This window comes from Microcoleus sp. bin48.metabat.b7b8b9.023 (assembly GCF_013299185.1).
Classification (GTDB): domain Bacteria; phylum Cyanobacteriota; class Cyanobacteriia; order Cyanobacteriales; family Microcoleaceae; genus Microcoleus.
In genome coordinates, this window is sequence record NZ_JAAFKG010000013.1 from 120,024 (window position 1) to 131,988 (window position 11,965).

Consider the following 11,965-nt stretch of genomic DNA (forward strand, 5'->3'; position numbering starts at 1 on the left):
ATGCCCCATCCCTCCGCTTCGCTTCGCCCATAACTACCTCATCTTTCTAAAAAAGGCTATATAATTTTTTCCCAAACTTTCTCCCCTTTTGCTTTAATCTGAGATAAAACAGTTAATAATTCACTTAGGGATCTTTTATGACACTCCAACGCCGAGATTTCTTGTATTTGCTAACAGCCACCGTCGGAGCTATTACCGCAGGTGCTTGCCAAGCGTCAGGCAATAGTGTAGCGCAAGCAAGTCCATCCCCAGAAAGCCCAAAAATAGCCCAAACTCCCGGGCCTTTTACACTACCGCCTCTGCCTTACGAATACAACGCTTTAGAACCGCACATCGACGCGCGGACAATGCAATTTCACCACGACAAACACCACGCAGCTTACGTTAAAAACCTCAACGATGCTGTCAATAAATACCCGAATCTTAAAAACGTGAGTGTTGAAAATATGCTCAAAGATTTGAGCAAAGTGCCGGAAGATATTCGCACAACTGTACGCAATAATGGCGGCGGACACCTCAATCACACTATGTTTTGGGAAATCATGAGTCCCAAAGGCGGCGGCGAACCCACAGGAGCAATTGCCACAGCAATTAAGCAAAATTTCGGCAGTGTTGAGGATTTTAAAGCCAAGTTCAACGAGGCTGGTACTAAGCGTTTTGGCAGTGGCTGGGTGTGGCTAGTTCGCAATAAAGCTGGCAAGCTTGAGATTACAACTACTGGCAATCAAGACAGTCCTTTCAGTGATGGCAACTATCCCATTATGGGTAATGATGTTTGGGAACACGCTTATTATCTCAAATACCAAAACCTGCGTGCAGACTACTTAAAAGCGTGGTGGAACGTGGTTAATTGGGCGGAAATTAACAAACGCTACGAAAAGGCGATCGGTTAGTTTAACAAAGATACAGTGGCGGTTGTTTCAACCGCTATTGTATCTAAAATGGCTTCCGCTAGCGAATCGGGCGATCGAACTGCTGTACAGTTTTCCGCAAGTAAACGCAGTGGCGCGCGCCCTGACTCGCAGGCGTGGTGAATGATTCGACTGACTCAAGCGTACCGCCCAAACGCTCGATCGCACTTTGCAACTCTTCCTCTTCCTCTACCGTCCAATTTCCCCGGTAAAGTACCGCCAAACCGCCGTTTTTCAGGAAAGGTAGCGCGTATTTAGCGCACAGAGAAGCTGCTCCCACTGCCCTAAGAAATGCGATATCGTAAGCTTGTCTGTGCTGCGGTTGTCGGGCAATTTCATCGGATCTGCCTAGCAAAGTCGTAGCATTTTTTATCCCTAAAGACGGCAAAACCGTTTCCAAGAAAGTAATTTTCTTGCGAGTTGAATCCAGGAGAGTGACTGATAAATCCGGTAGGGCGATCGCAATCGGCAAACCCGGAAAACCCGCACCAGTCCCGATATCGATCGCTTTAAACGGCGACTCAGCGGGAAAATCGTTATTTTCCGCCGAATTGCGATTAACCGGCAGCAATCTCGCAATTCCCCGCAGAGAATCCCACAAATGTTTTTCCCAAAACTCGACTGGTTCAGTAATTCGAGTTAAATTCAAGGAACGATTGCCTTCAACAATTAACTCATAAAGCCGCTGAAATTGTTGCTGCTGCGACTCATCGGGCTCCCAATTCAGCGTTTTTTGCCACAATTCATTCATTTGGGGTAACATCATAATTTCTGTCTGGTTCATCTTCTAATAACCATCGAAAGAACTAATGACAAAGTTTGCGACTTCTTAACCTCGCACAACTGTCAACTGTCAACTAAGAGGGCGGGCCCGCACCATCCACCGCCCCTACAAACTGCCTACTGACTTACACAACTTGCTTCCTTAGCCTCTAACTTCGCGCGATCGACCTCCTGCAAATCCCCGTGGTCTAACGTCCAAAACTTATCAGCAACGCTCAATAAATCGCTAGCATCGTGAGTAACAATCAACAAAGTCCAGTGATTTTTTAACTTACCCAACAAGCTTACCAACTGTCGGCGCATCGACCAATCCAAACCCGCCGTCGGTTCGTCCAAAAGTAGCAAATGCGGCTGGCGAATTAGCTGCACCGCCAGGGCCACCCGGCGCTGTTGTCCGCCACTTAAAGCGTGGGGAGAAGCGCGCAGCGGCAAATGTGCCAACCCAACTTCTTTCATCGCTGAGTGAATTTGTTCTTGTCCCAATTCGGGATGTCCCAGTCGCAATTCTTCTAAAATTGTCCCCCCACAAAAATGTCTTTCAGGAAACTGGAACACTAAACCTCCTAACTGTTGCAAGTGTTCCGGTGTTAATTCTTGTTCGCGCCAGCGGATGTCGCCGCTAGTTTTTTCTGCTAAACCTGCTAAGATTTCTAAGAGCGTACTTTTGCCAGAACCGCTGCGGCCGACTATCAGCCCCATTTGCTGCGATGGCAGTTCTAAGTTGATGTTTTTCAAAATAGCATTCGGACAGGCTGTAGGATGATAGACTAAGTTTTTGAGATAAAGCATTAACGTAAGTAGTTGGGAATTGGGAATTGGGAATTGGGCATTGGGCATTGGGCATTGGGACTCGTGTATCCCTCAGCTTCTGGTTGTGCTATTAATAGTTAAGGTTGTTTCTGGCTGGTGCCGATCGCCCAAATTTATTTTACATAAATCTTTACAAAATTTTCGTTTTTTTCAGGCTTGGCGTTTGATTATTGACATTTTTTATGGTATATTTTGATAATGGAAATCTGTGCGTTCATATATATTAGAATTCACACTCCCATTATTAAAATATACCGCAAGAGCCATAAAAAATCAAGCAAATTTAACTCTTTTTTGCTAGCGGCCCGATAGTCTGAGAACGTAACTCTATTGTTTCTAGTTTACAGTATATTTCATTGAGAGAATTGACTATGACGAAAAACCCTTTAGCATCGCTGGGCAAGCAAATGTTAAGTTACAAACAGACAGTACGGGCGATCGCCTGTGGAAGTGCGATCGCCCTGGGCATCTGCATAAACTCCGCAGTAGCCGGCGATCCCTTCCGCACTCTTCACCAGCAGGCGATCGGGTCAAACACCGAAACCGCCTTCAAAACAATGTTTCAGCAAGGAAACTACAAACAAGCAAAAGCCCAAATTCAACAAGCACTATCAGCAGAACCAAACGAACCCCTAGCCTATGCAATGGCAGCCTCATTATCCTACATCGAGCAAGACTTAAACTCGATGAATACCTACGCTCAAAAAACCCGCGAAGTCGGCGAAAAATTGACCAAGACTAACCCCTTGCGCGGCAACATTTACACAGCAGCAGGTCACTTTCTAGAAGGAGCAAATGCCATAGCCAAAGAAGGAACAGCCAAAGGCGCGCCCCAAGCACTCAACAAACTGCGAGTAGTATTTCAATACCTAGATGCAGCAGAAAAAATAGCGCCGAACGACCCAGAACTCAACCTGCTAAAAGGCTACATGGACTTAATGCTAGCCTCAAACCTACCATTTTCCAACCCCAGCGACGCCATTAAACGACTGGAAGAAAAAGCCTCGCCCCGGTACTTAGCCTATCGCGGCATGGCCGTAGGCTATCGAGACTTAAAAAAATACGATCGCGCTTTAGAATTTGCCAACAAATCTCTAGCAGAAACACCCACAAACCCCGAAATCCTTTATCTCAAAGCACAAGTCTTATCTGCTCAAGCCAAGACTCAATCCAACAACAAAACCATACTTGAGGAAGCCCGAAAAAACTTCGACGCCGCCTTAGCAAAACCAGACCAACTACCGCGCAGCTTAGTAGCCGAAATCTTCTTTCAGCAGTGCAAAACCCGCAACCGTCTCGACAGCAAATCTCGCGATTGTGACCCGATGCGCGATAAAATTAGAGATGCAGATGGAGTCTGGGGGCCGACGGCTTTACCACCACTATAAACAGTTGACAGTTGACAGTTGACAGTTGACAGTTGACAGTTGTAGGGGCAGTGCCCCCGTGCCTGCCCTCTTAGTTGACAGTTGGCGGTTGTTATTAACCAGAGTAAAAATTGATGAAAGTAGAGTTTCGCGAATTTAATCCCTTTGACTTGTGGATTTGGCTGAAGTTCAGCAACGTGCCTTCAAACGGCGAAAAACAGTATGTAGAAGAAGTGTTTGATTCTTGGTTTTTTTTGGGAAAACTGGGAGGATTTAATGCTGAAAATTTGCAAGTTCAAGATGAAGGCTTAGATATTAGTGACATGGATTACGATGTTAATCGAGCCGACCAAAGCATGATGGCTTTGATGCACAATATGGGAGAAATGGAGTATGAAGGTTCTTGGGCTCGCTGCTGGTTTGATTTGGGGACTAGCGATGCTATCGGCATCGATGTTTTAATTAATGTTTTCCAGCAACTCAGCAAAGAATTTGTGACTATTGAAGAACTAATTATTGGCGGGGAAAATATAGATTGGCCCGTTGAAAATAGGAGAAAAAGAGAGGGTTTTGAGCCTGATAATTAACCGTTAGCACGATACGGATGATACGGATAATGACTAGACATCTCTCATAATTCTTGTGGAACAGGCATCCTGCCTGTTCCAGACTGGATTTTTAGGAGACATCTCATGATTGATAACTGATGACTGAATGGCTACATTATGCAAGGTAAAATTCGTGTAATTGTTTTAGGATTGATTCGATCGGGCGATCGCATTTTCGTTTCCCAATTCAAAGATCCGGTAAAACAAGACAGATTGTATCGAGCACTCGGCGGCGGCGTAGAATTCGGAGAACATAGCATCGACGCTTTGCAAAGAGAATTTAAAGAAGAAATTCAAGCCGAGTTAACAAATATCAAATATTTAGCTTGTTTGGAAAACTTCTTTATTTTTAATGGCCAAGCCGGACACGAATTAATACAACTCTACCAGTGCGATTTTGTTGACTCCAAATTCTATGAATTGGCAAGTTTAGATTTTGTAGACGGTAACTTGAAATGTACCGCTTTTTGGATGCCTGTTGACCGATTTCGCTCGGAAGAATTGCGCCTAGTTCCAGAAAGCTTTCTCGACTATTGCGAAGATTGATAACTAAATCGCTCCCAATCCCAACAAGCAAATATAGCGGTTCTCAAAAAAGTAAGGTACGTTGTTGGGCTTGAGCCCTCTTATACTTATTATATAGTAAGCGAGGTCGCATAAAAAACTCCATTTATAGTCATACCTCATCTTTCTGAGAAAGGCTATACATTAGGGTGCATCTGGTTTTTGAAGCCTGAAGAAGCATGACCGCATATAAGTTATTAGTTATAATTTTATATTCACGGAGGTCATGCTTTGCCCCTACAAACATATTTGCCTTGCGCCAGATGCACCCATACATTAGAAGCAATTTTTACTCAAAATATGTGCAGTAGAGGCGGGTTTTACCCCAAATACTTTGCCACAATTCACAAAATAGATAAACCCGCCCCCTTTATTTTTGTCCGCGTTACCTTTCTCTACCTTACTCTGGGAAGCGTACCCAAAACCTGATACAGCAAAGAGTTAATGAAAGCGAGGGCTAGAGCACCAAGCAAAGCACTCCAAATTCCCCACCGCAATCTAAATCCTTCGACTAGCCAAGCCGCCAAGCCAAAGATAGCAGCGTTGATAACAATCATAAACAAACCAACAGTTACCAACAAAGCTGGAAAGCCCAAAACTACAAAAACTGGTCGCACTAAAGCATTCAGCAATCCAAAAACTGCCGCCGAAACCATCGCTTTGCCAAAACTGTCAATATCCACGCCTATGGGTAACTTGGAAATAATAAAAAAGCTCACAGATGTTACCAACCAAGCAATTACCAGCGAAACGATATCTATGTGCACGTGCTTATCTCCTTAAAAGACTAAACATTAAATCGGAACAACAGCACATCCCCCTCTTGTACAACATACTCTTTTCCTTCACTGCGAACTAAGCCTTTTTCCTTAGCTGCATTCATTGCGCCTGTAGCCACCAAATCTTCATAAGCTACAGTTTCGGCCCGGATGAAACCCCGCTCAAAATCAGAGTGAATCACCCCCGCAGCTTGTGGCGCTAACATTCCCGCGATAATCGTCCAAGCGCGAGTTTCCTTGGGCCCGCTAGTGAAATAAGTCCGCAAACCCAATAATTCGTAAGTAGCTCGAATCAAAGATTTTAAGCCACCTTCTGTTACCCCCAGAGATTCTAAAAAATCAGACCGTTCTTCCTCTGGTAGCTCTACCAATTCTGACTCAACTTGCGCCGAAACTATGACAACCTTAGCATTTTCTTTAGCTGCTATTTCCCGGACTTGTTCGACATAGCTATTTCCGGTTCCCAAATCGTCTTCAGACACGTTCGCCGCATAGATGATCGGCTTGTTTGTTAACAATTCTAAACCTTTAACTAATTCTGCTTCTTCGTCAGTTAAACTGGACTGGCGTACTGGTTTTTCTGCATTCAAAACTACAACCAATTTTTCAAGCACGTTTACTTCTGCTTGAGCTTCCTTGTTGTTGCGAGCTTGTTTGCGAGTGCGATCGAGCCGGCGTTCAATTTGAGCTAAATCTGCTAAAATCAGTTCGAGATTGATAATGTCAATATCTCGCTGGGGATCGACAGAACCGGAAACGTGGATGATATCATCATTGTCAAAACAGCGGACAACGTGGACGATCGCATCTACAGCCCGAATGTGAGACAAAAACTGATTTCCCAGCCCTTCCCCCTGACTCGCACCCTTCACCAAACCCGCAATATCGACAAACTCCATCCGCGTCGGCACAGTTTGCACAGAATTGGAAATATTGCTCAGCACCTTCAACCGTTCGTCGGGTACTGCCACGATACCCGTATTTGGCTCGATCGTACAAAAAGGAAAATTAGCAGCAGTCGCCTTGGCATTAGCCACCAAAGCATTAAACAGAGTAGATTTGCCAACATTAGGCAGTCCGACAATTCCGGCAGTAAGCATAGCTATTTAGAAACATATCACTGTTTCAAAATATCATAAGTATCCGCAATATATTGGACAAGCCACCCCAAATCTCAAGCCTGTGTTCGGCTAAATATCTAACTTGAGGTAGATGGCTTAACGGTTCACAAGTGGTTTCCCAAAAAAGCGATCGCCCGAAACCTGTCCCTGTCCCTTATTTATCAACAAATTGGGGACTTGCAAGAAACTCGGTTTGGGCGATCGACCTCACAAATTCTGTTAAACTTCCCGAAGCACTAAAACATTATTTTAGATTGGTTCAGGGATTGTCTGAGGAATAGGCCCCGGAACTGTTTGAGGAATCGGAAAAGGTACAGTTTCCGGCACCGGTTCAGGAATTGGCTGCGGAATTGGCGCAGGTACCGGTTCTGGTACGGGGCTGGGAATCGGTTCGGGTACGGGCCCTGGGCCAGGCATCGGTGGCGATGAAGGAATCCCCGGCAGCCCGGGTTCAGTACCGGGAATTTGCGGGCCTGGAAGCGGATCGGGAGTGGGATAAATCATGTTAGTGTTTAGCTCAGCTAATAGAGATGTTAAAAAAACAATTGGTCACCAATTCCAGTTATCTTTTAAAACAAAAACAACCGATTTGTGGTATTGGTTAATTAGAGTTGACAGACTTGAAAAAGACCTTAAATTTATCTGCGTATATTTGCGTCTATCTGTCTTCATCTGCGGTTGAACTCTCAATCAAATATGTATGAACGAGTCTATTATATTAAAATTAAAACAGCGCCTAACACATCTATCTAAATACCGAAAATTAAATGTTATGTCCGCCTAAAATTATGCCTTGAGTATTAGGGAATATCCAGTGAGTCATCCCCAATCCAAAATCTAAAATCTAAAATCTAAAATGGTATAGCGGTTCTCAAAAAAGTGACGTATGCCCAATGCCCTATTCCCAATGCCCAATGCCCAATGCCCTATTCCCATGAGTACCTCATCTTTCTGAGAAAGGCTATATAAGTGTGTCAGTACCAAACCCTCAACAACCAACTCCCCTATTAGATGCGCTGCGCGATCGCACAAATCACCCTCATTCCCCATTTTACGCCCCCGGACACAAACGCGGACAAGGAATATCTCAGCCGTTAGTTGACTTATTCGGTGCCGCAGTATTTCGATCGGACTTACCGGAATTACCAGAATTAGACAATCTCTTCAACCCAGAGGGCGTAATTGACGAAGCTCAAAATTTAGCGGCTGAGGCTTTTGGCGCCGAACATACTCGCTTTTTAGCCAATGGTTCAACTTGCGGAATCATCGCCGCAATTGTCGCGACTTGCGGGCCGGGAGATAAAATTATCCTCCCTCGAAACATCCATCAATCGGCAATTTCTGGTTTGATTTTATCGGGCGCAATTCCCATTTTTGTCAATCCAGAGTACAACTCGGATTGGGATATTGCTAACTGCATCACTCCAGAATCCGCAGCAGCAGCCCTAAAACAGCATCCCGACGCGAAAGCAGTGATGGTAGTTTATCCAACCTATCACGGGGTTTGTGGAGATTTGCGGGCGATCGCCAAAATTACCCATCAATACAACATCCCCTTATTAGTAGACGAAGCCCACGGCGCCCATTTTAACTTCCATCCCAACTTGCCAGAACCGGCCCTATCAGCAGGGGCAGATTTAACAGTACAATCAATCCACAAAACCCTCGGTGCAATGACTCAAGCATCGATGTTGCACGTCAAGGGCGATCGCATAAATATCCAAAAATTGAATAGGGCATTGCAGCTAGTACAATCCACCAGTCCCAGCTACTTATTATTAGCATCATTAGACGCCGCCCGCCAACAAATCGCCATCCACGGGAAGGAGTTAATGATGCAAACTTTAGATTTAGCAGCAAAAGCGCGATCGCACATTAGTCAAATTCCCGGCTTATCAGTTTTAGAACCGTTAAATACGCCGGGTTTTGTCGCACTAGACAGAACCAGGCTAACCGTAAAAGTATCAGACTTGGGAATTACTGGATTTGCGGCTGATGAAATTCTACACTCGGAACTCGGAGTCACCGCAGAATTGCCAATGCCGCAGCATTTAACATTTATTATCAGTTTGGGAAATACAGAAACAGATATTGACAATCTAGTTAAAGCTTTGACGCTTTTAGCAGAAAGAAGCAAGTTCGGCAACGAGCAATGTGCGGGATTTAACGGATGGATATTGCAGGAAGAAGCAACAAGCAACAACCAAGATTTTTCCCCTCTTCCCCTCTCCCACTCCCCCATTCCCCCACTCTCCCCCTCTCCCACTCCCTCTGTCTCCCCCCGCGAGGCCTTTTTTTCCCCAGCGGAAACCGTAGCAATAGACAAAGCGGTCGATCGACTCAGCGCCGAACTCATCTGTCCCTACCCGCCAGGAATACCCGTTTTGATGCCCGGTGAAATCATTACCCCACAAGCCCTTGAATACCTGCAACAGATTCTTGCCGATGGCGGAAAAATCACAGGTTGCAGCGATCCTCGCCTCCAAACTCTCAAGGTTGTGCGACAGTAAATATGAGGGAGATGGGAAATTAAGAGATCCTGTTTTCCCCCCTTGGGGTTGCCAACTGCCAACTGCCAACTGCCAACTGCCTTTAATTTAAAATACAACTATGCTTTGGCCCTACGTCACTCCTGGTATCCCAGACGATTTATTTGAACGTTTACCGGGAATTCCCATGAGTAAGCGAGAAGTCCGACTGCTGTTACTCTCCCACCTGCGGCTGCAAGCAGATTCAGTGGTGTGGGACATCGGTGCAGGTACTGGTACCATCGCCGTAGAAACAGGTTTGCTGTGTCCCAAAGGTCGCATTATCGCCATCGAAAGGGATGAAGAAGTAGCAAGCTTGATTCGCCGAAATTGCGATCGATTCGAGATCAAAAACGTAGAAGTCATCGAAGGTAGCGCCCCTGAATGCCTCGAAAATCTCCCCGAACACCCCCACCGAGTCTGCATCGAAGGAGGGCGCCCGATTAAAATGATTCTCAAGGAAGTCTGGCGACACTTGCGACCACAGGGTCGAGTTGTCGCCACAGCATCGAATTTAGAGAATCTTTACGCCCTTTCCGAAAGCTTCGCCGAGTTGCAAGTCCGCAACATCGAGGTAGTCCAGTCCGCCGTCAACCGCTTGGAGACTCGCGGCCTGAGTCAAACCTTTGCGGCCGTCAATCCCATCTTTATTCTCAGCGGTGAAAAGTTGGATTAGAAGGAAGAAGGAAGAAGGAAGAAGGAAGAAGGAAGAGGGAAGAGGGAAGAAGCTATTCCAATACCCTCTTTGGCCGATGCCCGATGCCCAATGCCCCATGCCCCATTCCCGATTCCCAAATGTAATTCTTAACCTTTTTTAAGTCCCGTTAACCTTCATAATAAAAAGGGCGAGCATAGCTGGATAGACCGCCTGACTTGAGATATTTCGATAACCGATGGGGGATGTGGGTTGGCAGTGCAAGGTAAGAACTCGTCTCGTGACGCTCCCACACCAACCGTAAACGGTATGTTGTGGGCATCTGAGTCCTGTTAAGGATATCGAGATCTTCCTTCGAGGTACTCCAATGGTTTCCCTCTACGGCGTTTTAGAGTGAGGAACACGTCCAGCCCCACTTTGAACAAGTACAAATCGAAATCGAAACGTATGTTCAACCTATTTCGCACAAAGTTTTACGTAGACCGCGATTCAGGTCTACAACCCCATACCTTGTTGTCATGGTTCAGATGTCCTAATTTTACCACGGTCGTTGATTGCACAAAAGATTGGCGTTTCCTCGTCGAGGCTAATCTCTCACTCAACTGCGTTTCGTATTGTTCAAAGCCTCAACTCGTCAACGCCCTGGCTTTCATCCACGCGCGAAACGCTTCGTTTGGTGTGGGGATTCCCGCCGAACTAGCTAACACAATCGAAAATCCCAAATCCCAAATCCCAAATCGAATCACCCACAGCCATCTGCAAGAGAAATTCATTTTATGCCTTGGTCTCGTATCCTGAGTGGAATAGTTGCGATCGTCCTTGCTTTGGGAATGATTATTATGGGGGGATGGTACTTCACCCTCGGCTTTGGCGTCATCGTGTACCTAGGTCAATTGGAATATTTTCAATTAGCCCGGGCTAAAGGCATTGCACCCGCTGCCAAAACTACCTTAGTTGTCAGTCAAGCCCTGCTAATTACTGCCGCCCTGGCGCCTCAACTCGTAGACGCCATGTTCCCCCTCGCCGGAACCTTAATCTGTTTCTACCTGTTATTCCAACCTAAATTATCGACGATCGCCGATATTGCCTCCTCAATTTTAGGATTGTTCTACGGCGGTTATTTGCCCAGCTATTGGGTACGGCTGCGAGTCGGACTCGATCCAGCCAATCTCGCTACCACCCAATTTTCGCAAGTAGTAGCAAGCAATTTGCCTGTTAATATTTACTCGTCCCAGTCTTGGACAAGTTCCAGCAACATATCTCTAGGATTGACTTCGCTGCTGCTGGCTTTCCTCTGCATCTGGGCCGCTGACATTGGCGCTTATTTTGTCGGCAAATTCTTCGGCCGCACTAGCCTCTCCCACATCAGCCCGAAAAAAACTGTTGAGGGTGCCGTATTTGGAGTTTGCGGCAGTATCGCCGTGGCCGCCGCCGGGTCTTGGTATTTACAATGGCCGGGGTGGCCGTATACTGGGGCAGCTTTTGGTCTGTTGATTGGCGTTGCTAGCTTGTTGGGAGATTTAACTGAGTCGATGATGAAACGAGACGCCGGTGTGAAGGATTCCGGGCAGTTGATCCCCGGTCACGGCGGCATTCTCGATCGCACTGACAGTTATGTTTTTACTGCACCCTTAGTCTACTATTTTGTGACTTTGCTATTGCCCGCGATCGACTCTTTTTTAACTAATGGTGGGTTCGGGAGGCTGTAAGTCCCGCGCTCTACCTGTACCTAGGTGAGCGTCGGGATACACGGACATCCCGCGCTCCTACGACGGGGTTCGATACCCCTGACTCGATCATTTAAGTAATACCGCAAGTCTACTTAAATATGCTATCATA

General features: G+C 46.1%; 13 protein-coding genes. 7 read left to right on the forward strand and 6 right to left on the reverse strand.

Annotation, left to right across the window (positions count from 1 at the left end):
• Positions 1-137 precede the first annotated feature (137 nt).
• Positions 138-893 (forward strand): Fe-Mn family superoxide dismutase, encoded by a 756-nt coding sequence (locus QZW82_RS10490; RefSeq protein WP_293147731.1) that lies wholly within the window; start codon positions 138-140, stop codon positions 891-893.
• Between the two features lie 58 nt (positions 894-951).
• Here the strand turns inward: QZW82_RS10490 and rsmG are convergent, their stop codons facing one another.
• Both rsmG and QZW82_RS10500 read right to left on the reverse strand, forming a co-directional pair.
• On the reverse strand, positions 952-1,677 hold the full coding sequence (rsmG, locus tag QZW82_RS10495) for a 16S rRNA (guanine(527)-N(7))-methyltransferase RsmG (protein ID WP_366664998.1): 726 nt from the start codon (positions 1,675-1,677) through the stop codon (positions 952-954).
• Between the two features lie 134 nt (positions 1,678-1,811).
• A complete protein-coding gene (locus QZW82_RS10500) occupies positions 1,812-2,483 on the reverse strand; it encodes an ABC transporter ATP-binding protein (RefSeq protein WP_293147764.1) in 672 nt (223 codons plus the stop codon).
• Positions 2,484-2,875: 392 nt separating this feature from the next.
• On the opposite strand from QZW82_RS10500, the gene QZW82_RS10505 reads away from it, so the two are divergent.
• The 3 genes from QZW82_RS10505 to QZW82_RS10515 all read left to right on the forward strand — a co-directional run bounded on the left by QZW82_RS10505 (position 2,876) and on the right by QZW82_RS10515 (position 5,025).
• Positions 2,876-3,892, forward strand: coding sequence for a Sll0314/Alr1548 family TPR repeat-containing protein (locus QZW82_RS10505; RefSeq protein ID WP_293147733.1), 1,017 nt, complete (start codon positions 2,876-2,878; stop codon positions 3,890-3,892).
• 113 nt (positions 3,893-4,005) lie between these two features.
• Positions 4,006-4,458 carry a DUF3531 family protein gene (locus tag QZW82_RS10510; RefSeq protein WP_293147735.1) on the forward strand — a complete coding sequence of 151 codons (453 nt, stop codon included), beginning with the start codon at positions 4,006-4,008 and terminating at the stop codon, positions 4,456-4,458.
• A gap of 135 nt (positions 4,459-4,593) precedes the next feature.
• A complete protein-coding gene (locus QZW82_RS10515) occupies positions 4,594-5,025 on the forward strand; it encodes an NUDIX domain-containing protein (protein WP_363318889.1) in 432 nt (143 codons plus the stop codon).
• Between the two features lie 413 nt (positions 5,026-5,438).
• On the opposite strand, the gene QZW82_RS10520 is transcribed toward QZW82_RS10515, so the two are convergent.
• From QZW82_RS10520 to QZW82_RS10530, 3 genes are all read right to left on the reverse strand, one after another.
• A complete protein-coding gene (locus tag QZW82_RS10520; RefSeq protein WP_293147768.1) occupies positions 5,439-5,804 on the reverse strand; it encodes a phage holin family protein in 366 nt (121 codons plus the stop codon).
• Positions 5,805-5,830: 26 nt separating this feature from the next.
• Positions 5,831-6,922 (reverse strand): redox-regulated ATPase YchF, encoded by a 1,092-nt coding sequence (gene ychF, locus QZW82_RS10525; protein ID WP_293147738.1) that lies wholly within the window; start codon positions 6,920-6,922, stop codon positions 5,831-5,833.
• A 270-nt stretch (positions 6,923-7,192) separates the two neighbouring features.
• Positions 7,193-7,447, reverse strand: coding sequence for a gamma-aminobutyric acid A receptor, epsilon-like protein (locus QZW82_RS10530; RefSeq protein ID WP_293147740.1), 255 nt, complete (start codon positions 7,445-7,447; stop codon positions 7,193-7,195).
• A gap of 467 nt (positions 7,448-7,914) precedes the next feature.
• Between QZW82_RS10530 and QZW82_RS10535 the strand changes: the two genes are divergently transcribed.
• Positions 7,915-9,453: an aminotransferase class I/II-fold pyridoxal phosphate-dependent enzyme gene (locus QZW82_RS10535; protein WP_293147742.1), complete on the forward strand. Its 1,539-nt coding sequence runs from the start codon at positions 7,915-7,917 to the stop codon at positions 9,451-9,453.
• A 100-nt stretch (positions 9,454-9,553) separates the two neighbouring features.
• The gene (cbiT, locus tag QZW82_RS10540; protein WP_293147744.1) at positions 9,554-10,147 is read left to right on the forward strand and encodes a precorrin-6Y C5,15-methyltransferase subunit CbiT; all 594 of its coding nucleotides are present in this window, start codon (positions 9,554-9,556) and stop codon (positions 10,145-10,147) included.
• 605 nt (positions 10,148-10,752) lie between these two features.
• On the opposite strand, the gene QZW82_RS10545 is transcribed toward cbiT, so the two are convergent.
• A complete protein-coding gene (locus tag QZW82_RS10545; RefSeq protein WP_293147746.1) occupies positions 10,753-10,899 on the reverse strand; it encodes a hypothetical protein in 147 nt (48 codons plus the stop codon).
• Positions 10,900-10,902: 3 nt separating this feature from the next.
• On the opposite strand from QZW82_RS10545, the gene QZW82_RS10550 reads away from it, so the two are divergent.
• Entirely contained in the window at positions 10,903-11,835 is a 933-nt protein-coding gene (locus tag QZW82_RS10550; protein WP_293147748.1) for a phosphatidate cytidylyltransferase, read from the forward strand.
• The last annotated feature ends 130 nt before the right edge of the window (positions 11,836-11,965 follow it).